Here is a 22,978-nt window from a genome sequence, read left to right as displayed (position 1 = left end):
GCCGGCCGCCGTCGTGCATTGATACTGGTAGGCGCGCCCGAGATACGTGCGTGTTCCCAAAATCGCCGGCAATCCCTCGCCCACACGTCGAACCAAAAGACCCTCCGCACGGCAACCAAGTACAAAATTCTCGGGAATGGCCCCGAAGTCATCCTGAGATAGCCTGATCTGCCCGCCGCCAAATGTCTCCGCCGTAACCAACGAACCCGCGCGGTCGATGACACGTAAAGGTGCTTCTTCCGAAAATCGCAATGCTCATGCAATTCATCGCACTGAAATTGCCGCCGTTCAATGAAGCGAAGGCGGCTCTTATGCGATTACCTTTTCTATTGGCGTGCATGGTTCTGACCGGAGGGCATTGCTTTTCCGAGGCGCAGTCCAGGCCCGCGCGTGACGGGATGTCTCCCGTCCCTGTTCAGCATCGATACGACCCGTGCACCGATGGTCGTTTTAGTGATGGGCGACCGCGAGGCTGCGCCGAGCTCCGTCGACAGCTCAGATACGATCGATGGCGCGATCGGCTTGATGAGGATGATCGCCGGCGCCGGTACCAACATATCAATCCCTGCACCGATGGTCGCTTTAGCGATGGGAAAGCGCGAAGCTGCGGCGAGCTCTTGGACTGGCTGGATCGCTCGCAATGAAGATCTTTCTATCCCTGATATCCTGGCCGCTGGTGTTCTTTTCCGGTCTTCTGGGCGCATATTTCGCGTTTTCCAGCAGCCGCCCGATGCTGGCTTTCGTGCTGGTCTATGCAGTCGCGGTGCTGCTCCTTTTTCTGCTTGAACGCTATATTCCCTATGAGCGACGCTGGCTGCTCGCGGATGGCGAGACGGTGAACGACATCGCCCATACCATTCTGACGAAGGGGCTGGTTCAGGTTCTCGCCTTGCTTGGCGCTCTTTTTCCCATGCTGGCCGCGACGATGCTGCAGCCGCTTTTGGTTGCCCGGTTCGATGTCTGGCCTGTAGCAATGCCGGCGCTGTTGCAAGTGGCGCTGGCTGTGATCATCGCCGAATTCGGCCTTTATTGGTCGCATCGAATCGCCCATGAGCGACTTTTCTTCTGGCGATTCCATGCGCTGCATCACAGCGTCACCCGGCTTTGGGTTGTGAACACCGGGCGTTTTCACATTGCCGATTCGCTCTTCAAAGTCGCGCTCAGCCAAATCCCGCTTTATCTATTGGGTGCCCCGCTTCAGGTGTTCTGGTGGCTCGGTGCTGTGACAGCCTTCATGGGGATTCTCACGCACTGCAACGTCGATATGCTCACAGGTGTCCTTGATTACGTTTTCAGCACGCCGCGGCTCCATCGCTGGCATCACTCCAAGGATATGCGCGAGGGCAACACGAACTACGGCGAGAATATCGTCGTATTTGACCTGCTGTTTGGCACATATTTCAATCCGGATCGGCCGTCCTCCACCGATATCGGCATTCGTGGCCAGATCGCCAAAGGCTTTCTGAGACAATTGGCGCAACCTTTCAGCAGGGATGGAATCCGTCAGATCCTGGGCCGCACGACAAAAGGTTGAGGGGCAGCGTTGCGCAATGCTGCCGTAATCCAGCCCACGTACCCCTGCTTGCGATCTCCTCCAGCGCAAAGGACGTTCCTGATGTCTTCCAGCATGAGACGGCTCACGACCGGCATTGGCATGCTTGGCGTGTTGCTGCTCGTTTCGGCCTGCGCCTCGCAGGTGATGAAGAGCTATATCGGCGCGCCCATCAGCAGCGTCATGCTCGACTACGGACCGCCGGACAATGTGTATGATCTGCGGCCCGGCGAGCGCGCCTATCAATGGCGCAAGCAGAAGACACAGGTGGTTGCCGGGCAATCCAGCGGCGAAGTCAAGGAGACACGGCGCGGCCGGCGCTATGAGGTTACCGAGACGCCAGGCTATGTCGAGCAGACCGAATGTTTTTACACCTTCCATGCCCGGCGCTCCGGGTCGGATTGGTATGTGACCAGCTTCCGGCAGCCCTCGCTGGAATGTGAGTGAGCCACTCGTCAGATATTTTCAGTTACGGGATTATCGCAACATGAAACCTAACTTCATCACCGCCGTTGCCATCACCAGCCTCTCCATCGCTTTGAACACCCCCGCCTATGCCCAGGAGAAACTGGGGCAGGGAGCCGGCCTCATTCGCGTCGTTGGCGAAGGGCAGATCCTGCGCAGCCCTGATCTCGCCGTCGTTCGCCTGACCGTATTGCGGCAGGCGGGTGAGGCGAACCAGGCCGTCGCCGCATCGACGGAGGCGACGCGCAAACTCATTGCCGCGCTGGTCTCCATGGGCATCAACAGGGACGACATGCAAAGTGCGGATTTTCAGATTTCGCCGCGCTTCGACTACACCGCAAAGCCAGATGGCATGGCGCCATCCTCGACGATCATCGGCTATGACGCCAGGAATACGCTGATGGTGCGTGTTCGCAAGGTGACGGAGGTCGGCAATGTCCTTGATGTTGCGCTGAAGAATGGTGTCAACGAGGGTGGCGCGGTCGATTTTCTGGTCGAGGATATAGCGGCCGCCGTCGATGAGGCGCGCAAGAAAGCCGTCAGCGCCGCCGCAAAAAGCGCTGGCACGGTGGCCGAGGCGTCCGGCCTCAAGCTCGGGCCGATCGTCGCAATCGAAGATCAACCCGCCGCGACGGTGTTTCCCTATGCTTCCATCGATGCGCGTCTGCGGGCCGCTAGTGCCGATGGCGGGGTTCCGGTCGAGACCGGCAAGAATGTCGTCACGGCAAGAGTTGCCGTATCCTATCTGGTTGCAAGGTGAGTGGAGACGATCATGAGACATATGTGCCTCGTTGCGGTGACCGCGGCGTTTGCCAGCCTTCCCGCGGTTTCTCGAGCCGAGACGATCTGCTCGATCGTGGCGGATGTCGAAAGCGGTAAAACCCTTGTGAAGCAGGGAGACTGCGATCGCAGGATCTCACCGGCATCGACGTTCAAACTCGCGCTCAGCCTCATGGGGTATGACGCCAATATCCTGACCGATGAGACGAAGCCGGTCTGGCCTTTTGTGAAAGGCTATTCGGACTGGTCGACGACATGGGAAGACAAGGCAACGCCGCGCCTGTGGATGGAGAAATCGATCGTATGGTATTCGCAACGTCTGACGGAGGCGCTCGGAGCTGCCAAGTTCCAAGCCTATACGAAGCAGTTCGACTACGGCAATGCGGATGTTTCTGGCAATCCCGGCAAGCATGATGGTCTGACGCATGCCTGGCTCGGGTCGTCCCTGAAGATCTCGCCTGTCGAGCAGCTCGCCTTCCTGCGAAAGCTTGTCCGCCGCGAGCTCGGTGTCAGCGACAAGGCCTATGAAATGACGGCGAAGATAGCCGACTACGGCGTCCAGCAGCAATCGGGCTGGCATGCCTTCGGCAAAACCGGTGCCATGCCGTCGTCACGCATTGGCATTCGCGGCGACCGCTACAAGATGTACGGCTGGTTTGTCGGCTGGGCGGTGAAGGGCGATCGCAAAATCGTCTTCGCACGTCTGATCGGTGAAGAAAGTAAAATCCCCGGCTCGGCCGGCAAGCGAGCGCGCGACGCCATTCTTGCCGATCTCTTCTCAAAGCCCGATGCGATATGAGTATTGAGTGCGGCGCCATACGGTGAGCCGAGAAGCTGCGGGCGAAATGCGCAAAGACTGAGAGAGCGCGACGCTTCCACCAAATTCGAACTCTGATCGGCGCCGCGGGCAGGATCCCGGCGCCGAATTCTTTTCAATAGGTCTCTGTTTCTGCCCATCGTCAACGCCATGGGTTTTCGTTTTCCCGCCGGGCTACTGGCACCGTCCACGTCGTCAGAACAATAGCCGCACTGACCTCCAGCACCGCCCATTCTTGCCAAAGGCATGCCAGACTTGCTCCACATTCATGGAGTTTGACGCGGAATCAGGCGTTTGTCTTGTCACGCCGACAGATCGTCTGCCTGTTCCGCGTCAGGACGCTCGGTCCTCTTCATGATCATCGCCCTGCAGCTTTCGATCAACGACAAGGCCACGGGTACGAAGACCAGCGTCAGCGCCGTCGAAGAGACAAGGCCGCCGATGACGGCATGCGCCATCGAAGCACGTTCCTGTCCGCCTTCGCCATAGCCCAGCGCCAGTGGCATCATGCCGATGATCATGGCCGATGTGGTCATGACGATCGGGCGGAAGCGGACGACGCCGGCATCGATCAGGCCTTGCCGCATGCTGGCGCCTTCCCGACGACGCTTGTTGGCATGATCTACCAGCAGAATGGCGTTTTTTGTCACCAGGCCCATCAGCATGATGAAGCCGATCACCGAGAAGATGTTGATGGTCGAGCCGGTCAGCAGCAGGCCGCCGAGCACGCCGCCGATCGAAAGCGGCAGGCTGGTCATGATTGCCACCGGCTGAATGAAGGAGCCGAATTGTGAAGCGAGGATCAGGTAGATAAAGACGACGGCCAGCACGAGTGCTTGCATCGCATAGCCGAAACTTTCCACCATGTCGTCCGCTTCGCCGCCGATCGCGATGCGATAGCCTGCGGGCAGGCTGGTGGAGTCGATGACCGCTTGGATGTCGCGAACGACGAGACCGAGAGGGCGGCCCCCCAGATTGGCAGAGAGGCGCACTTCACGATCGCCATCCCGCCGCACGATCGTCTGCGGTGCAAGTGTTTCCGTGATATCGGCCACTTGCGCCAGCGGCACCGTTGCGGCCGGATTGCTGGTACCTGAACGCTCCACCGGAATAGGAATCTGCTTGAGGTCGTCGAGCGTTCTGCGCCCTTCTTCCGGCAGGCGGATCGCGACATATCGCGATTCGTCGCCGCCATGCGCCCAGCTGGTCAGTTTTTCGCCGGCAACCAAAGGCCGGAGGTTGCGCTCGATCGTCGCCGTGGAAATTCCAAGGTCGGCCGCCTCCTCGGCGCGAAGCCGAACCATCAGCATCGGGCGCTTCTTGTCGGCAGAGGATTCCAGATCGATCAGCCCTTCGATGCCACGCAGCCTGCCCCTGATGTCCTGAGAGATGCGCTCAAGCATATTCAGGTCGCCGCCCATGATCGATATCTGGATTGTCTTTGCCTCCGCGCCGGAGATGTCGCCGGGCTGGCCAACCTCCAATGTCGCGCCGGAGATAGGGCTCAGGGCGTCGCGCAGCTTGGGCGCGATCGTGACCGATGTCATCGTTCGCTTGTCCGGTGACACCATGGATGCGGCGATCCGCGCCTCGTTGGTATTGGCGCCATCGCCGCTGTTGACGGTCGAATAGAGGTCGAGAATATCCGGAAACTGCCGAAGGATCGCTTCCGCCTGCCTGATCTTGGCGCCCGTATATTCAACCGACGACCCCTCCGGCAGTGTCAGGCCGACAGCGACCATGCCCTGATCCGATTTTGGCACGAACTCCGTACCGATGCGCGGAATGAGGCAGAGGCTGCCGATAAACAGCGCCAGAACGCAAAACGAGGTGACGGCACGGTGATCGAGGCACCAGCCGACGATGCGGCCATATCCCTTTGCTATGCCTTCAAATCCATGATCGAAGCGGTCGAGCATGGCTTGCAGTCTTCCTCTTTTCGCAGAAGGTCGGTCGACCCAGACGCTTGAAAGCATCGGATCGAGCGTGAAGGAGACGAACAGAGAAATCAGCACGGCGACGGAAACGGTGATGCCGAATTGCAGGAAGAACCGTCCGATCACCCCACCCATAAAGGCGACGGGAAGGAAGACGGCAACGATCGAAAGCGTCGTGGCGAGCACGGCGAGGCCGATCTCGGAGGTGCCGTCCAGCGCTGCCTGCTTGCGATCCTTGCCCATTGCCGCGTGCCGGCTGATATTTTCGCGCACCACGATGGCATCGTCTATCAGGATGCCGATGCAGATCGATAGCGCCAGCATGGTCATCAGATTGAGGCTGAAGCCGAGAACGGCCATTGCCGCAAAAGTGCCGATGACCGCGACCGGAAGTGTGAGTGCGGTAATGATGGTCGAGCGCCAGGAATTGAGAAACAGGAGGACGATGACGATGGTCAGCGCGCCGCCTTCGATGATCGTTCTCTGCACGTCGCCGATCTGCCCGATAATCGTTCGAGAGCTATCCTGCGATATGACGACGCCGATATCGCGCAGCGCGTCGTCTTTTCTCAGCAAAGCCAGCTCGCGCTCGACACCCTTGGCCACGTCGACCGTGTTGGCGCCCTCGAGCTTGACGATATCGAGGCCCAGCGCCGGTTTGCCGTTGTACCAGGCCCGGCTCTTCGGATCGGCGCCGGCCTCCATCACATCGGCGACCTCCGACAGACGGATGGCGCGACCGGCGCTGTCCCGGGTAACGACGATATCGGCGAACTCGCCGACACTGCCTGGCTGCACGCTGACGGTCACACTGCGATCTCGCGTCGAGGACACGATGGAGCCGATCGCGCTGTCACGCGTTGCCCGCTGAATGGATTCGATGACGGTCGGGATAGGAATGCCGAAGGATAGAAGCTTTGCGGGATCAGGCTGAATTCTCACCTGATCCTCGCTGCCGCCGACCAGTGTCACCTGACCCACCCCAGGCACGCGCCGCAAGCGCGGCACGATCGTCGTGTCCGCAATTTTCGTCATCCGGCTAAGGGAAAGGTCCGACGAGAAGGCGGCGAGCGACATGATCGGCGCATCCTGCGGATTGAAGCGCATGACGAGCGGTCGATCGGCGCTATCTGGTAGTGCATCCTGCAGTCGGGATACACGGTCGCGCACTTCGTCCGCCGCAGCGCGCGATGGCGTTTCGAGGGTGAATTCGGCAATGACGAGCGAATTGCCTGTCGATGACTTCGAGGTGATCTTCTTGACGCCGGCGATCGCGCCGATGCTTTCCTCGATCGGCCGGCTCACCTGCTGCTCGACGGCAAGCGCGGAAGCGCCATCATAGTTGGTGGATACGACGACGGTCGGGAGGTCGATCGAAGGCAAAAGGTCCACGGGCAAACGTAACCAGGCGCTGATGCCCAATACGACGATAGCGACCATGACCATGGTCGCGAAAACGGGCTGCTGGATCGAAATTCGGGCAAGAAACATCTGTTATTCCTAACGCACGGCGATTTTCACGGAGGTGCCGTTGGAAACGTCTGGCAGGGGGACGGTTATGACGACGTTGCCTTCGTTGAGCCCGCTCTGGATTTCAACGAGGTCTTCGCCGATTCTGGTCGAGCCGAGAACAACAGGCTGTTTGTGCACGACGCCATTGGCGATCGTGCGAATGAAGGTTTCCTCGCCTTCTTTGACGATGGCGGCTGCCGGAACCGCCAGAATATTTTTGTGATTGGCAATCTCCAGCAAGCCATGGCCGAACATACCGCCGCGAAGGCCGGGAACGACATGCTCCAGCCTCAGATAGACTTGCAGCGATCGGGAGTTGTCGAGGGTTGCCGGACTGATCCGGTCGAGTCTGGCGGAAAGTGCGTTGCTGGGTAGCCCTTCGATCTCGATGGATGCCTTCTGGCCGATCGAGAGACCGGCGCTTTCCTGCGGGGGGATGAGCGCGACGAGATCCAGTTGCGCGATATCGACGATCTCGAACAGTTCGGTATTGATCGACACGGCTTGGCCGGGGTTGATCCTGCGGGCATTGACGATCCCGTCGAAGGGAGCGGTGACGACAGCGTCGTCAAGCGCGCGCTGTGCTTCGGCTTCCTCCGCCTGCAGGGCGCGCAGCTCTGCCTTCAGCACCGCCACATCGGTCTCGACCTCGGTCAGCTTCGCCTGTGCAACGCCGCCACTGGCGGCAAGGCTGCGCGTGCGCTCGAGATCCTTCTGCGCGCGCAGGAGCGTCGCCGCCTTGGCTTCCGTCGTTGCCACCAGACGGTTCTGCGAAAGGGTGAGGGATTCCGTGTCGAAGCGTGCGATGACGTCGCCGGCACGAACGGCTATTCCCACGTCGGCTTCGACGGTCGCCAATGTGCCAGACAGTCTCGCCGTCAACGTCACGCGTCTGGCCGGTTGAATGAAGCCGTTGATGCGAATGTCCTGGCTATAGTTTTGCCGATGGACCTCCATCACCTCCATGGAGGCAACCTCAACTGATTTGGCTGCGGGCGTTCGCTCAGCCTGCTGTCCGCCTTGGACATCGCGACTGGCCTGTGCAACCACGGCACTGACAACACCTAGCGCAATCAGCGCCAGAACAATCGTTATTTTCGTGAGACGGCTTGTCATGGCAATCAACTTCACGCTTTCAGTTCATGGTTGAGAGCGGCGAGAGGACTGACTCGGGGTTTGATCAGACTCTCTCACCGCTCTCCGCCGGGCATGCCTTGCTTGGAAGGCATGTCGACGTCTGCGAATTGCTCTATCAGAAGCGGTAGTTCAGACCGGCCTTGATGACGTGATCGCGAAGATCGGTCTTCGACTTGCCTCTGGAGGTGGAGGTCGCAACGTCATTGGTCATGACGTAGTTGTATTCGACCTTGGCCGACAGGCCGCCGCCGAAACCCTGTTCGATACCGCCGCCGAGCAGATAGCCCTGCTTCCAGCCGCTGGGGCCGGAGACACCCTTTCCGCTATCGAACTTCGTCATGGTCAGACCGGCGGTGCCGTAGAGCAGGGTGCGGTCGAAAGTCAGGCCGGCCTTGGCCTTGGCTGCGCCGCGGAACCGCTCTTCGAGCTTGCCGTTGGGAACGCGCACCTCGTTGTTTCCGAGATAGGACCCTTCAAGTTCCGCACCGATGATGCCAGGGCCGACCTGGAAATTGTAGCCGGCCTGTACGCCGCCGGTCAGGCCCTTGCCATCGGCGAAGGGGTTTAGCTTCGGTGAGGCAATACCCCCATGCGCACCGAAATAGGCACCGCTCCATTTGAATGCCGGCGGCTGTTCGTAGCCGGCATCGGGAGCCTGATAGGTCGTGAGGTCGGCGGCGGATGCGTGGGTCGCGGCCGCAACGGCCATAACGGCGAACAGAATAGATTTTGCGCTGAGCGACATTGATAACTCCATACGAAACCCATGCGCCATCCCTAGCGCTCGCAAGGTCTCTGTTTGCGTTGGAGAACCGGAAGCCGGTTCCTGCTGGCCTCCAGCGCCGACCATTTCACGAACGGTCGGGTCCAAGGAGACAAGAGCCATTTTGCCTGCGAGAATTGCGGGTACATTGCAGGATTTGAAAATATTGAAAATTTATTCAGTATTTTTATGGAGTTGTACGGAGTTATTTAACTATATTTTAAGGATGGCGCGGACAACCGCCGGCTCAAACGGGGAAGGACAGACGAAAGCAGGCGCCGCCCTGCTGGCTGTCCAGCGCGACGACGTGACCGCCGTGTCGCTGCATGATTTCCTTGACCAGATTGAGCCCGAGGCCGGCTCCATGCTCATGCGGATGGAGGCGATGGAACGGCTCGAAGATCCGCTCCCGTTCCGTTGCGGGGACGCCCGGCCCTTCGTCGATGATCTCGATCACGGCTCGCCGCTCGATCCTGATCGTGATGTTTCCCCTGCCGCCACCATGTTCGATTGCGTTCTGAACGATATTGAAGACCACGCGGCGCAGGGCACCGGCGTCGCCTTGAACAATCAGGTGGTCGAGCAGCGTCTCTAGTGACAGGTCATAACCCTGCGCAATTGCCAGTGGCGCCATATCGGCAGCAACGTCCCGGCATATCTCCACCAGGTCGACGGCAGAGAAATTTCCGCCGATGACATCGAGCCGCTGCAGGTCCAGCAGTTGTTCGGCAAGTGCGGCGATACGGGCGGCATCGGAAAGCAGCCGATTGCGGATCGGACCTTCGGCAATGCTTTCGACCCGCGTCTGCAAAATGGCGACCGGTGTGCGCAGCTCGTGCGCTGCATCGAGAATGAAGCGCTGATGCCGCTCATGTCCTTCATCGAGGCGCTGAAGCGCCCCGTTGATCGCATTGACGAGCGGCATGACTTCGCGGGGGATCCCCGTTTCCGGCAATCTGTATCCGCGCCGGTCGATATCGATAGCCTCCGCTTCCTTGGCGACCGTGGAAAGGCGGGAAAATGCCCTGCTGACGATCCAAGGAATGACAATGATCGTGACGATCACCAGCAGCACAAGGATCGGCACCATCAGCAGGTTCGATAGCAGAATGATGGCGTATGTCATGCTGAACACGTCACCCTTGCCGATGACGGTAAAGTCTCCTGCCGGCCCCGATGTGCTGCGTATGACGGCCAGGTATGAGAAGGGGGCTTTTGTGTCCCTGATATCGCCGAAGGTTATGCGATCCAGATGCTGCGCCATCGCGGCATAAACCTCAGGCACATTGCCGGTCTGAACGATTTCGCCCCTTTCGCTTCGGGCGACGAACCAGAAGTCGGGCGACGTTTGCCTCAGTTTGGCAATCTGCTCCGTTTCGTTGAGAACGAGACGGCCATCCGCTTTGCGTTCGATTGCGCGTCCGGCCGCGTCTGCAAATTCGGGATCGGAGAGAACGATGCCCTCCCCTGCCTGTATCAGGTAGGCGACGAACGCCACGCTGAACAGGAGGAGAATGCCGACCTGGAAGAGGAGAAGCTGCGCGATCAGCCGACGCTTCAGCGATTTCGCCTTGATGCGCTTCATGCGGTCGGCCTCAACAGATACCCCACTCCGCGAATGCCGTGGATTTCCACGCCGGCCTGCGCATCGGCCAGCTTCTTGCGCAGTCGCGACACGTGCGAATCCAGCGCATTCGACTGGATCTCGTCATCGAAAGCATAGACGGCTTCCTCGAGCGCGGCTCTGAGCACCGTCCGGCCGTGCCGGCGGATCAGCGTTTCCAGCACCAGAAGCTCGCGCCTCGGCAGATCGAGCACCTTGCCGCCGATACGGGCCTCCCTGTCGTATAGGCTGAATTCCAGTCGGCCAAGCTTTGCGACCATGGGGGCGACCGCCGCAGGCCGGCGCATGAGCGCACGGATGCGCGCCAGGAGCTCATCAAGCGCGAAGGGCTTGGCAAGATAGTCGTCGGCGCCGAGATCCAGGCCGTTGACACGGTCGGCCAGAGAACCCCGGGCGGTGAGCACGATGACCGGCACGGTCGCACCGATCGCGCGCAAATGCTGAATGAGCTCAAGCCCATCGCCATCGGGCAGCTGCCTGTCGAGCACGATCATGTCATGCACATGTTCTGCGACCGCGCTTTTCGCATAGTCGAGGTTTGGCACATGGTCCACGATGATGTCGTGCTGGTGCAAGGCGGTGGCGAGCGCATCCGCCATCTGCGGCTCATCTTCCACGAGCAAGAGGCGCATTCCTTGTCTCCCTGAAATGGAACGGTTTTTCCAAGACATAGCGATCAACATTACGGCATCATTGCGCGTAATGGTTTGTTTCTCACATTGTCGGTTCGTTGTCCGATCTATTTCCGGCTAATCATTCTGAATGGACTCCAGCCAGGCCGCGCTGACCGCTGCCGCCAGCGACAGCAGGAACATCAGGAGGATACAGGTGGTGCGAAAGGACATAAGGCCGATTGCGGCGCCCGTTAGCATGTATTCGAACGGCAGAAACAACAGCACCACGGCATAGGAGAATCCCATGACATAGGGCTTGCTCTCGCGCGAAGCCTTGATCTGCAGGATCGCGACGAAGGCGGGCGACAGCCAGCCATTCGCCAATCCTGCGACAAAGCCCGAAAACATCATGGTCGCCGGCGAAACCTCGATCCAGAGCATCCCCATCGCAAGCGCCAGCCCGAGGAAGGCTCGCGAGACGATAGCTGCAGGTGGTGGCGTGTGCTGGCGCGATGCCAGATGCAGGTTCATCATGATCGTAGCGACTGCAGAGGCCGCGATAAATATGCCGAGCCACGCCATGGATCCGCCTTGCAGCCGCAGCGCCGCCGGCACGAGAAAGATCTGCAGCGTCATGAAGAAACCGAGGGCGGCGCTCGCGCACAGTGCCAACGGCAGCGAGGCGGCCAGGCGCCGGAACTGCTTTCCCGCTGCGATGACGTCCCTAAACCGTGGCGCCCCCCGAAGCCGAAATTTCGGCAGGCTGAAGGATAGAGTAACCATGGCGGCGAAGTTGCAGAACGCGATCCACCAGGCTGCATCCTTGGACCCGATGGCGGCGATAATGAAGGCGCTTGCGGCGGACGCCGTGAGCAGAACGAAGCCGTCGAGCACGTCGTCTATCGAATTGGCGTCGGTCAGCGACATCCCCGAAAGGCGGGCAATCTCCGGAATTTTGGCCTCCGTCGCAACGGTCGCCGGCCCGTCGAGGATCGAGCTCATCAGGCCAAGCAGAATAAAGATGCTGGGGCTGAGAAAATCGGCGGTGTAAAGCGCTGCGATCAGCAACGATGTCAACGTGCCGACCTTGGCGGATATGAGTGCGGTGTAGCGAACGCCCAGAAGTTCCGCCACATAGCCGCCGAAGGCCATGCCGAACAGAAGCACGATGCTGTTTAGAACCGCCATGACCGCCATGCAGACGACGCTCCCGGTCAGATCATACATGATCCAGGGGTAGAGGACGGTCGCGAAGGCGTGGCTGAAATTCGAGGCCACGTTGCTCAATTGAAGCCCGACAAAGGGCCATCGCGCATTGCGCTGAAGTCGTTGAAGCACGGTATTTTTCCGATGGTCGTTTGAGCATCAGATTCGGCCCGCTGCCTTGCAGTAACATTACGGACGCAGAGATTTGTGTGCGCAATCAAAAGCGGTGCGGTCAGATTGCATTGCCCGCAAAGTCCGGGTGATCGGCGCCAGATCGATCGTCAACCGCGCCCCGCCTGTAGGGCTGGCGCCGGCATGAACAGTGCCGCCATGCAACTCCACGATCTGCCTGACCAGATGAAGTCCAAGGCCCGTCCCACGAGGGCGCGGCTTCAGCCGATAGAAGGGCTCGAAGATGCGCTCGCATTCTTCCTGCGGTATCCCGGGGCCATCGTCGCAGACCTCCATCCGGTTGGACGAGATGCGAATATGGATCGTTCCCTTGCCGCCGCCGTGGTCGATGGCATTCTGGATCAGGCTTGCCAGCGCACGCTCAAGTGCGGCCTCGTCACCCTGAACAGGGTCGTCGTCGCCCTCGAAAAACAGGTCCAGGCCATAGCCGGCCGGAAAGGCGAGCGGCGCCATATCGCTGACCACCCGCTTGCCGAGCCCCAGCAGCGAGACGGGCTTGAAATCGGCAATATCCCGCCGCAACCGCTCTATATCCAGCAGCTGCTCCGTCAGCGTCGTCAATCGCGCCACGTCGGCAATCAGCTGCATGCGTTCCGGCAGCTGCGGCAGCGCGGCGATGCGGGTGCCGAGAATGGCAATCGGCGTTCTGAGTTCGTGGGCTGCATCCGCCAGGAAGCGTTGATGTCGCTCGTAACCGTCATCAAGCCGGCGAAGCGCTTCGTTGACGGCACGGATGAGCGAGGCGATTTCGGGCGGCGTGCCTGCTGTTGCCAGCCGCACGCCTCGTTGGCCGATATCGATGAGGGCTGCCTGCTTTTCCGCCTTTGCGATGCCGGCGACCGCGCCACGCACGACGATCGGGGTCGCGATCAATATGCCGAAGACGATGACCACCAGGATCGGCAGGCCAACCTTGATGAAGACGAGCAAAAGCCCGAGCGCGATCATGGCCAGCGGCGCCCCACTTTCGGTCCCCGTCATAATCTGCATTTCACCGACGGTGGTATAGACGGTGCGCATGCGCGCCTCCGGCCGATCCATGGCAGCGCCGTCCACTGTCGATCCGAAGCGAGCCTGGCCGATGCCGGGCAAAGCTTCGCTGATGGTCGTGAAGATTGCCGGGACCGGCCCTTCGGAAATTCTCCTGCCTTGTGCGTCGCGGATGATGAACCACAGGCCCGGCTCGGCTCCTCTCAGCGCCGTCAGCTCGGTCGTGTCGCGGAGTTCCAATCCGCCACCCGCATCGCGCTGGATGGCATGCTGCAGGGCTTCGATCGTTCGATCCGTCGAGCGGAAGGCAAAGAGATCGCCCTTCAGAAACATGATCGCGAGAACGAAGAGAAGGATCAGTGTCTGCAGAACCACCAATCGGCGAATCAACTGCCATTTGAGCGAGCGGCCTGCCGGCTGCTTCATGCCTGCTCCATCAGCATATAGCCGACGCCGCGCACCCCGTTGATGGTGACGCCGGCATCGATGTCGCAAAGCTTGCGCCGCAACCGTGAAATATGGCTGTCGAGCGTGTTGGATTGAACTTCGTCGCTCATGCCGAAGACCGATTCCATCAGGATTTCGCGCGGCACCATTCGGCCGGCGCGCCGCATAAGGGCTTCAAGCACGAGCAGTTCGCGTCTCGGAAGATCGAAGCGCATGCCCTCGACGCTCGCCTCGCGATGATCGAGATCGAGCGCCAGACGCCCCAGCTTGACGGCCATCGGGCTGAGATGATCCGGCCGCCGCATGACGGCCCGCAATCGCGCCAGCAACTCCTCGAAAGCGAAGGGCTTGGCCAGATAGTCGTCGGCGCCGCCATCCAACCCCGCGACGCGCTCGGCCAGCCGGCCGCGCGCAGTCAGCACGATCACCGGAATGCTCGATTTGTGCTGGCGGATTTTCGGAATGAGGCACAGTCCGTCGCCATCGGGAAGGCCGCGGTCGAGGATGATGGCGTCATAGGTGCCCGCCAGGATCATCTCCAGAGCGGTGGCGATCCCATCGGCATGGTCGGCGACCATATCGTGTCGCCGCAATGCCGCTTGCAGGGCAAGCGCCATCTCCGGCTCGTCCTCCACCACAAGGAGCCGCATCGATCATCCCTTTGCCGTTCGTCCTGGCGTTTTCCTGCCCGTCTTACATTGCGGCAGCATGACGCTTTCCAGCCATGCAGGCGTCAGATGCCACGAGGAAACCCTTGCGGGACATCATCAACCGACAAGGGACGAACCGACATCATGAAAGACAGCCTCTTTTTCCTGCGCCAATGGGCGATTGCTCCGCTCCGCACAGCCGCCGTCGCGCCCTCCGGCCGGGCGCTGGCAAAGCTCATGACGAAGGATATTACAGCGGCAACGGGTCCGGTGATCGAGCTTGGCCCCGGGACCGGGGTGTTCACCAGCGCCCTGCGCAATCGAGGGGTCGCCGAGCACAACATCACGCTGGTCGAGCTCAACCCGCACTTTGCCAAGCTGCTGAAACGCCGATTTCCGGCCGCCTGCGTGTTGCAGATGAGTGCTGCCGATCTCGCCGTATCACCTGCCTTGCGGGAAGGCGCCGCAGGAGCCGTCCTGAGCGGGCTCGGCTTGCTTTCGATGCCGACGCGACAGGTGATCAGGATCATGCAGGGCGCATTTTGTTGCCTTGGCCCGGCGGGCGCTTTCTACCAATTCACCTATGGGCCGCGCTGCCCCATATCGGACGACGTGTTAAATTTCCTGGGCCTGCAGGCGGAAAAGATCGGCGGGACCTTCTTCAACCTGCCACCGGCATCCGTCTATCGCATCACACGCACACCGGTGTGGCCGAACGGAATACTCAATCGCGGGATGACGAGCGCATTGCTTCGTCATCTCGACGTTTTCGAGCATTGACCCGAACAATCGTGAAGTGGGTCGGACCTATTCGACACGTTTGCCGGTGGCGCGGTCGAAAAGATGCAGCGCGCTGGCATCGAATCCGAGCCTGAGCGCTTGTCCCTCGGCAATCACGGTGCGCGGCGGCAGGCAGGCCATCAGCCGCTGCGAGCCTGCCTGTGCCGTCACGATCAGTTCGGGGCCGGTGAGTTCCGCCACCTCGCAGACCGCCTCGAGCTTGCCGTTCTCTTCCAACCGCAGCGTTTCCGGCCGGATGCCGATAACCAGCTCCTGGCCCTGAGTGACCGTCGCTGTCGTCGCCGGCATGGGCAGCGTGATCGATGTTCCATCGATGCGCAGCGAACCCTGATCGGCGGTAGCGTTCAAGAGGTTCATCGGCGGCGCACCGACGAAGGTCGCGACATAAAGGGTCGCTGGATGATTGTAGATCTCGTCCGGCGTGCCGAGCTGCTCGATCCGGCCGTCGCGCATCACAGCGATGCGGGTTGCAAGCGTCATCGCTTCGATCTGGTCGTGCGTCACATAGACGACCGTGGTCTTCAGCATCTGGTGCAGACGCTTCAGCTCGGTGCGCATCTCCATGCGTAGCTTCGCGTCGAGGTTGGAGAGCGGCTCGTCGAAGAGGAAGACCTCAGGCTTGCGCACCAGGGCACGGCCGATCGCCACGCGCTGACGCTGGCCACCGGAAAGCTGGCTCGGCTTGCGCTCCAGCAGCGCTTCGATCTGCAAAAGCTTTGCCGCCTCGCGCACGGCCTTGTCGCGCTCGGCGGCAGGCACCTTGCGCATCTCCAGGCCGAAGCCGATATTGCGATGGACCGAGAGGTTCGGATAGAGCGCGTAGGACTGGAACACCATGGCGATGTCGCGGTCCTTCGGATGCACGCCGAGCACGGAGCGATCGCCGATGCGGATATCCCCGCTCGTCGCCTCGGCAAGCCCGGCGATGATGTTCAGAAGCGTGGACTTGCCGCAGCCCGACGAGCCGAGCAGCACCAGGAACTCACCGCTTTCAAGCGAAATATCGATGCCTTTCAGCGTCTCCACTTCGCCGTAGCTCTTGCGGATGTTCTGGATTTCGAGCGCGCTCATTGAACAGCCTCCTCGGATGCGTTGGCCGGGCCGTAGTTGCGCGGCAGTGTGGAAATGGCGCGAGAAGCGACCGCGGTCCCTGCCGAAAGGCAGGCCGCAGGCGGCACGCCACGGGCAAGGGCGGCCAGAAAACCAGCATTGAAGACATCGCCAGCGCCTATCGTATCGACGACCGTGACACGCGGCGCCGCGGCCGAAACGAGATTGCCGTCGGCATCGATAGCAATCGCGCCGTCAGGGCCGCGTTTGACGACGAAGACGGCACCCTCTGGCATCAGCGCGTGGAGTGCGCGTGCAGCCTCGACCGGATCATCCACGCCGGCAAGCGTGGTGGTTTCGACCTCGTTCATCAGCGCCACGCCGCAGCGGGAAAGCCAGCCGCGGGTAGCGTGGCAGTTCGCCTCCGTCCAGCCGTCGAGGGGCCAGCCGGTGTCGAGAGCAACCGTGATCCGGTGCTTGCCGGCCCAGTCGAACAGGGTGTCGTAGTCGCGGGCGAGATCTTCGGTCAGGAAGGCGCCGCAAAGGAGCGCGTAGCCGCCGGCAAGCCTGTCACCGTCGAGAACCATAAGCACGTCATCGAGATTAAAGCGTGGCAGGTGCCCGCGCGTCGTGAAAAAGGTGCGCTCACCATCCGGATGGGTGATGCCGACCGAGAGCGTTGTGCCCTCCGGCCGTACAGGCCATTTGCTGCTGCGCACGCCGAACGCTTCGCTGAGCCAGCGCCCGAACTGGTCGTTGCCGACATTGGCCGATATTTCGTATTCGACGCCGAGGCCTTCCCAGGCAAGCGCGCTATTGCCCGCCTGACCGCCGACGCGCAGCTCGTCATGATCGACGATGATCTCGGTGCCGGCCTTCGGCCATGGCGCTGCCGGCCCGAGGATCAGGTCGATATTGACGTTGCCGATGACTGCAAGCGGCTTCATTCATTCACTCCGGGTGATCTTGGTGGAGCGGACCGGCGTACCCGCATTCTCCACTCGCTCGTCAGCAAAGGCGATCATCAGCGCCTGCGCGACAGGCAGCATCTGGAAGATGGCGGCAATACCGGTTTCCGGCTTGAAGCGTAGCGTGACGCAGCCGGGCACGGGTTCGTCTTCAGAGCCGTCGAAGACGATGACGGGCGCACCGGTCTCGGCGGCGGAAACGGCCATGGCCGTCACGAGGCTCGCCGTCGCATCGTTACCGCGGAAGAGGATGACGCCGATCGACGGTCCCAGCATTTCCATCGGGCCATGACGCAGTTGTCCGCCTTCGAGCGAAAAGCAGGGACGGCGGGATAGCTCGGTCAAACCAAGCGCCAATGCCTCGGCGACACCCTGCAGGCGGCGGCCTGAGGTGACGACGGTCGCGACATTCGCAAGAGCCGAAAGCGCCGGCTTGATATCGAGCGTTTCAGGTGCGCGAAGCACTGCAAGCGCAGGCGCCGGGTCCTGCCCGAGCGCAGCAAAGATCGCCAGATGCAGCGCGAAGGTGACGGTGAGGCTGCGGGTTGCCGCAAAGGCAAGTTCGGTGCCGCCGGCGCCGACAAGAGAAGGCGCGGTTTTGGCGAGGAAGGAGCCGCTCTCCAGCGTCAGGCCGAATGTGTCGTCAGTCCCGCCCGTTTCGTTGAACCAGCGCACTACTTCGGCGCTTTCGCCGGATTGCGAGGTCATGAAGATCGTGCGTCCCTCAAGCGACAGCGGCTGGCCGAGCTGTTCGGAGAGCGGCAGGGCGATCGCATCAATGCCGGCGGCGCGATAGAGCGGCTCGACAGCGCGATTGACGGCGTGGGAACCACCCATGCCGAGGAGGAGCAGCTTGCCCGTGCGCTTCAATGATGCGGCGGCCTTGGCGGCCATATCGGCTGCGGCCTCGAAGGAAGCAAGCGCGTCGGCATGCTGGCGGGCCATTTCGCGGTCGATGGCGGCAAGGCCGGCTGGGCGTGTTTTCTCTGTGGTCATGGTCATCCCTTGACACCGCCATTGGTCAGCCCCGAGATCAGGGCGCGTTGCATGACAAGGCCGATCAGCACCGGGGGCAGGGCGGCCAGCACACCGGCAGTCGCGATCAGTCCGTAATCCGAGACACGGCCGCCGGCGAGATCCGCTATGGCGACCGTGAGGGTCTTGGCGCGCTGGTCTGATGTGAAAAGCAGCGCATAGAAGAATTCATCCCAGGCAAGCAGGAAGGCAAAGAGCGCCGAGGTTGCCATCACGGGCATGGCAAGCGGCAGCGTGATGATTCGCAGGGTCTGGAACAGCCCGGCACCATCGATCATCGCCGCAGCTTCGATCTCCTTCGGAATGGAATCAAAGCCGGATTTCATCAGCCAGGTCGTGAACGGTGCCAGGATCGTCAGATAGACGAGCGCCAGGCCGAAGACGTTGTTCAGCATGCCGATATAGGCAAGGCCCATATAGAGCGGCACGGCGAGTGCGACTGGCGGCAGCATGTAGGTGGCGATGACCATGGAAAGCGACCATCCCACGGACGGCGTGCGCGACACGGCCCAGCCGGCGGGAATGGCGAGCGCGATTGCGGCGACGGTCGCCATGCCGGCCACTTCGATGCTGTTGCGCAGCGACGAGGTGAAGGCCGCACCCTCGCTGTTCTCCAGCGTCGATAGCAGCAGCTTGTAGCGCGAGAAATCTGGTGTCTGTGGCCACCAGCGCAGCGGCTTGGCGGCAAGATCGGCAGCCGGCGAAATGCTCATGATGAACAGCCAGGCGATCGGCGCCAGAATGACGACGGCGAGCAGAATGGCGCAGACATAGATGAAGCAGGTAAAGAGCGGGCTCTTGCGTTCCATCAGGTGGCACTCCCTGCGGTTTTGCGGACAAGGGCGGCATAGGCGGCGGCAAGCACCGTAACCAGCAGCGTCACGATCAGGGCGAGCGACGCGCCGGACCCCGCTCGCTGGAAGGAGAATGCTTCCTGATAGACGAGGATCGACAGCGTGCGCGTGCTGTTTGCCGGGCCGCCGCGCGTCATCACCCAGATGATGTCGAAGACCTTGAAGGCCTCGATGGTGCGTAGCACCAAAGCCACCATCAGCGGTCCAACAAGATAGGGCATGATGACGAAGCGGAAGCGTTTGAGGGGTCCGGCGCCATCGACCAGCGAGGCCGCCGTGATGTCGCGCGGCACGGCCTGCAGGGCAGCGAGCGCGATCAGTGCGACCAGCGGGAAATTCTTCCAGCAGTCTGCAACGATGAGTGCTGTCAGCGCCGTGCCGGGTTCGCCCAGCCAGGAGCGGTAGGCGTCGAGCAGGCCGAGCTGGGTGAGGGCGGCATTGAGCGCGCCATATTCGGGATTGTAGATCAGACGCCAGAGCGTCGCGTTGACGACGGTCGGCAGCGCCCAGGGCAGGATCATCAGTGCGCGCAGCACGCCGCGACCCTTGAAATTCTGGTTGAGCAACAGCGCGGCCAGCACGCCAAGCACCATTTCAGCGGCAACGGAGATGATCGCGAACCAGGCGGTGGTGATCAGGGTGCGCTGGAAATTGGAGTTCGCCAGCATCTTCGCGTAGTTGTCGATGCCGACGAAATTGCCGCCGGTTCCCACAAGCTTTGCGTCTGTGAAAGAAAGGCCGATCGTGTCGACGAGAGGCCAGCCGATGACTGCGATCATCACCACGAGCAGCGGCAGCATCAAAAGCCAGGCGCGAGTTGTCATAGAGGTGCCGGACATGACGGGCCCCTTCTTTCATTCTTCATGGAGGATGAGAGGCGGGCGACGCAATGCGCCGCCCGGTAAGACTATCAGAGACCGCTGTTATCGGCAGCAGACTTCAGCGCGTCTTCTGGAGAAGACTGGCCAAGCAGCGATTCCTGGATCGCCTGCTGAAGTGCCGTAGAAAGTTCCTGATACTTAGGCGTGTTTGGACGCGGATACATGGCGGCGAGGCCGACCTTTGCGGCCGCGATCAGTTCTTCCTGGCCCTTGGTCACGGCCGGATCGCTATAGGACGATGCCCAGATCGGCAGGCTGAGCTTGGCATATTGGTTCTGCGTCGCCTGCGAGGTCATGAACGTGATGTACTTCCAGGCTTCGTCCGGATGCTTGCTGGCCGTGGTGATGCCGAGACCCATCGAACCGTTGACAGCCGAGGCTTCGCTCTTTCCAGCAACGCCAGGAGCCGGCACGACGCCGACCTTGCCGGCAACCTTGCTGTCCTTCGGGTCGTTGGCCATGTTGTACATGTAGGTCCAGTTCAGCGCGAAGGCGGCATCGCCGTTTTCGAACACCTTGCGGACATCCTCTTCGAGGAATTCCTTGGAGTTCGGATTGGTAAGGCCGGACTTGTAGCTGTTGACCATGTACTTCAGGGCATCGAGGCCGCCGCCGTTCTGGAAGTCCGGCTTGCCGTCCTTCAGGAAGTCGCCCTTATAGGCGCTGACGAGCGTGGTGTAGTCGCAGATTGCGGCTTCTGCTTGCGACCAGCTCCAGGCGATCGGCGTTGCCAGCAGGCCCTTGTCCTTGATTGTCTTGGCCTGTTCGTTCAGTTCGTCCCAGGTCTTCGGCGGCGTCTTGATGCCTGCCTTTTCCAGGATTTCCTTGTTGTAGAATAGGTACTTGGTATCGAGGATCCAGGGCATGCCATAGTATTTGCCGTCATACTGGACCGTCGTCCAGGCGCCCGGCAGGACGTTCTTCTTCGTATCGTCGGAGATGCGCGAGGAAACGTCGACCAGAACCTTGTTGGTCGCGTATTCGGCAGGCCAGATCACGTCGAAGAGCACGACGTCGTAGCCGCCGCCGGACCCTTGAGCCAGCACGGTCTTGTCGTGCAGGCCTTCATAAGGCACGAATTCGAGATTGACCTTGATATCCGGATTCGCCTTGGAGAAGGCATCCGTCATGGCGCGTACATCGGCTTCGCTATAGGCGGCCTGCGCCATGAAAAGGGCGTTGATCGTGGTTTCGGCAAAGGCATGCGAGGCGAAGGATGCGCCGATCAGCGCTGCGCCGAGCAATGTCTTGTTCAATGATTTCAACATTCCATCCTCCAGTTTTTGACAGTCACGCGATTTTTCCAATGGCGGCTGACGTCGCCATCGGGTGTCGAGCAGGCAATTGGCCGGGCCGGCTGCCGAACGTCGATCGGCGCGTCTCTGGAGCCCTGGGGCTCGCTCAAGTTCCCTGATGAAACTCTGTGGTTTCTTTTAAGTCAATTGTCTTGACTAATTTGTTCTTCAATATTCTATTGGTGTCAAGAGGCAAAAACAGATGAACGATATTCGCCCGATCAGGGCTACGAGCGGAACGAACCACGAAGGCACCAGCGCCCATAACCGGCGGGTGATCATCGATGCCCTCAGGTTGAACGGTGCGCTCTCCCGCGCCGACCTTGCGCGCGCCACCCGCCTGACGAAGCAGACGGTCTCCAACATCATGGAGGAGCTCGAAAATGACGGGCTGGTGATATCGAGGGAAACGGTGCGGCGAGGCCGCGGCCAGCCATCAACGCCCTATGGTCTCGTGCCCGAAGGGGCCTTCGCCATCGGCCTGCAGATCGATCGTCATATCACTCGCGCCATCGCCGTCGATCTCATCGGCAATGTCCTCATCCGCAAGGAAGCGAACCTGCCGGCCGGCGGACCGGCAACGGGTACCCCCGTCGTCCTGCAGCTGGTGGAAGATGTGCGCAACGAACTGAAACAACGGGTGGCGCAGGCGGAAAAGCGCCTCGTCGGCCTCGGTGCGGCAATGCCGGGGCCGTTCGGCATCGATCAGGATGATGCCGACAATCCCTGGATGATGGGCGCCTGGCAGCGCTTTCCCCTGCTCGAAACCCTGTCTGCCGGCACCGGCCTCAACGTCACCCTGCAAAACGACGCCGCCGCCTGCGCCACCGCCGAACGCATGGTCGGGGCTGCGCACGGGCTCGATCACGCCGTCTGCCTTTATGTCGGCTACGGTATCGGCGCCGGCCTCATCCTCGGCGGTGAACTTTATAGCGGCGCCTATGGCAATGCCGGCGAAATCGGTATGGCGCTGCTGACGGCCGGCGGTCGCCTGACACAGCTCGAGCATCGCGCCTCGCTTGCCTCGCTCTATGAGCATCTCGGCGTCGATCCCATGGCGCCGGACCTGTACTCCCTCATAAACGACCGCGCCGCTGCCGAAGATCCCGACATCCTCGCCTGGATCGAGCGGGCGGCCATCGATCTGCGCTGGAGCGTCAATCTCATCGAAACCGTATTCGATCCGCAGACAGTGATTCTATGCGGCGGTGCGCCGGCAGAGCTGGCGACACGGCTGATCGCCGCCATGCAACCGCTCTTGCCATCCAATGCCGATCGTCCGGACCGGCTGCTGCCGCGGCTGCAGCTTGGCATGACCGACCCTTGGGCGGTGGCGCGCGGCGCGGCGGCCGAACCGATCGGCCACGCCTTCGATCCGCGCTTCCAGGCAATCCTCAAATCGTAAGAT

20 protein-coding genes are annotated in these 22,978 nt (G+C 61.1%); 6 read left to right on the top strand and 14 right to left on the bottom strand.

Annotated features, from left to right (window positions below; genetic code table 11):
• Positions 1–622 precede the first annotated feature (622 nt).
• The 4 genes from HGP17_RS31995 (at position 623) to blaOXA (ending at position 3,596) form a co-directional block, all read left to right on the top strand.
• Positions 623–1,534, top strand: coding sequence for a sterol desaturase family protein (locus tag HGP17_RS31995; RefSeq protein ID WP_168815806.1), 912 nt, complete (start codon positions 623–625; stop codon positions 1,532–1,534).
• A gap of 81 nt (positions 1,535–1,615) precedes the next feature.
• Positions 1,616–1,999: a hypothetical protein gene (locus HGP17_RS31990; RefSeq protein ID WP_168815796.1), complete on the top strand. Its 384-nt coding sequence runs from the start codon at positions 1,616–1,618 to the stop codon at positions 1,997–1,999.
• A 40-nt stretch (positions 2,000–2,039) separates the two neighbouring features.
• On the top strand, positions 2,040–2,777 hold the full coding sequence (locus HGP17_RS31985; RefSeq protein WP_168815794.1) for an SIMPL domain-containing protein: 738 nt from the start codon (positions 2,040–2,042) through the stop codon (positions 2,775–2,777).
• Positions 2,778–2,789: 12 nt separating this feature from the next.
• On the top strand, positions 2,790–3,596 hold the full coding sequence (blaOXA, locus tag HGP17_RS31980; protein ID WP_168815792.1) for a class D beta-lactamase: 807 nt from the start codon (positions 2,790–2,792) through the stop codon (positions 3,594–3,596).
• 320 nt (positions 3,597–3,916) lie between these two features.
• On the opposite strand, the gene HGP17_RS31975 is transcribed toward blaOXA, so the two are convergent.
• The 8 genes from HGP17_RS31975 to HGP17_RS31940 form a co-directional block, all read right to left on the bottom strand.
• Complete coding sequence (locus tag HGP17_RS31975) at positions 3,917–7,042, bottom strand: efflux RND transporter permease subunit (protein WP_168815790.1); 3,126 nt, start codon at positions 7,040–7,042, stop codon at positions 3,917–3,919.
• Between the two features lie 9 nt (positions 7,043–7,051).
• A complete protein-coding gene (locus HGP17_RS31970) occupies positions 7,052–8,179 on the bottom strand; it encodes an efflux RND transporter periplasmic adaptor subunit (RefSeq protein ID WP_168815788.1) in 1,128 nt (375 codons plus the stop codon).
• A 136-nt stretch (positions 8,180–8,315) separates the two neighbouring features.
• Positions 8,316–8,945: an outer membrane beta-barrel protein gene (locus HGP17_RS31965; protein ID WP_168815786.1), complete on the bottom strand. Its 630-nt coding sequence runs from the start codon at positions 8,943–8,945 to the stop codon at positions 8,316–8,318.
• A 265-nt stretch (positions 8,946–9,210) separates the two neighbouring features.
• Positions 9,211–10,548, bottom strand: coding sequence for a HAMP domain-containing sensor histidine kinase (locus tag HGP17_RS31960; RefSeq protein ID WP_168815784.1), 1,338 nt, complete (start codon positions 10,546–10,548; stop codon positions 9,211–9,213).
• The gene (locus HGP17_RS31955; RefSeq protein WP_168815770.1) at positions 10,545–11,219 is read right to left on the bottom strand and encodes a response regulator transcription factor; all 675 of its coding nucleotides are present in this window, start codon (positions 11,217–11,219) and stop codon (positions 10,545–10,547) included. Before HGP17_RS31955 ends, HGP17_RS31960 begins: the two co-directional genes overlap by 4 nt.
• 117 nt (positions 11,220–11,336) lie before the next feature.
• Positions 11,337–12,539, bottom strand: a complete 1,203-nt coding sequence (locus tag HGP17_RS31950) for an MFS transporter (RefSeq protein WP_168815768.1) — start codon at positions 12,537–12,539, stop codon at positions 11,337–11,339.
• A gap of 57 nt (positions 12,540–12,596) precedes the next feature.
• Positions 12,597–14,015, bottom strand: a complete 1,419-nt coding sequence (locus HGP17_RS31945; RefSeq protein WP_168815766.1) for a HAMP domain-containing sensor histidine kinase — start codon at positions 14,013–14,015, stop codon at positions 12,597–12,599.
• Positions 14,012–14,686: a response regulator transcription factor gene (locus HGP17_RS31940; protein ID WP_168815764.1), complete on the bottom strand. Its 675-nt coding sequence runs from the start codon at positions 14,684–14,686 to the stop codon at positions 14,012–14,014. Before HGP17_RS31940 ends, HGP17_RS31945 begins: the two co-directional genes overlap by 4 nt.
• Positions 14,687–14,830: 144 nt before the next feature.
• Here HGP17_RS31940 and HGP17_RS31935 point away from each other — a divergent pair, with 144 nt between their 5' ends.
• On the top strand, positions 14,831–15,466 hold the full coding sequence (locus HGP17_RS31935) for an rRNA adenine N-6-methyltransferase family protein (protein WP_168815762.1): 636 nt from the start codon (positions 14,831–14,833) through the stop codon (positions 15,464–15,466).
• Positions 15,467–15,493: 27 nt separating this feature from the next.
• Here the strand turns inward: HGP17_RS31935 and HGP17_RS31930 are convergent, their stop codons facing one another.
• From HGP17_RS31930 to HGP17_RS31905, 6 genes are all read right to left on the bottom strand, one after another.
• Positions 15,494–16,558 carry an ABC transporter ATP-binding protein gene (locus HGP17_RS31930; protein WP_168815760.1) on the bottom strand — a complete coding sequence of 355 codons (1,065 nt, stop codon included), beginning with the start codon at positions 16,556–16,558 and terminating at the stop codon, positions 15,494–15,496.
• A complete protein-coding gene (locus tag HGP17_RS31925) occupies positions 16,555–17,484 on the bottom strand; it encodes a PfkB family carbohydrate kinase (RefSeq protein ID WP_168815758.1) in 930 nt (309 codons plus the stop codon). The genes HGP17_RS31930 and HGP17_RS31925 overlap by 4 nt, the downstream gene beginning before the upstream one ends.
• Entirely contained in the window at positions 17,485–18,507 is a 1,023-nt protein-coding gene (locus tag HGP17_RS31920) for an SIS domain-containing protein (RefSeq protein ID WP_168815755.1), read from the bottom strand.
• The gene (locus HGP17_RS31915; RefSeq protein ID WP_168815753.1) at positions 18,504–19,349 is read right to left on the bottom strand and encodes a carbohydrate ABC transporter permease; all 846 of its coding nucleotides are present in this window, start codon (positions 19,347–19,349) and stop codon (positions 18,504–18,506) included. The genes HGP17_RS31920 and HGP17_RS31915 overlap by 4 nt, the downstream gene beginning before the upstream one ends.
• On the bottom strand, positions 19,349–20,233 hold the full coding sequence (locus tag HGP17_RS31910) for a sugar ABC transporter permease (protein ID WP_168815751.1): 885 nt from the start codon (positions 20,231–20,233) through the stop codon (positions 19,349–19,351). The genes HGP17_RS31915 and HGP17_RS31910 overlap by 1 nt, the downstream gene beginning before the upstream one ends.
• A gap of 71 nt (positions 20,234–20,304) precedes the next feature.
• A complete protein-coding gene (locus tag HGP17_RS31905) occupies positions 20,305–21,543 on the bottom strand; it encodes an extracellular solute-binding protein (protein ID WP_168815749.1) in 1,239 nt (412 codons plus the stop codon).
• Between the two features lie 229 nt (positions 21,544–21,772).
• Between HGP17_RS31905 and HGP17_RS31900 the strand changes: the two genes are divergently transcribed.
• Positions 21,773–22,975: an ROK family transcriptional regulator gene (locus tag HGP17_RS31900; protein ID WP_168815740.1), complete on the top strand. Its 1,203-nt coding sequence runs from the start codon at positions 21,773–21,775 to the stop codon at positions 22,973–22,975.
• Positions 22,976–22,978: the final 3 nt, after the last annotated feature.

Source organism: Rhizobium sp. P38BS-XIX, from assembly GCF_012641435.1.
Lineage (GTDB): Bacteria > Pseudomonadota > Alphaproteobacteria > Rhizobiales > Rhizobiaceae > Rhizobium.
The sequence above is the reverse complement of the archived record's forward strand: the minus strand, read 5'-3'. Positions and strand labels throughout refer to the sequence as shown.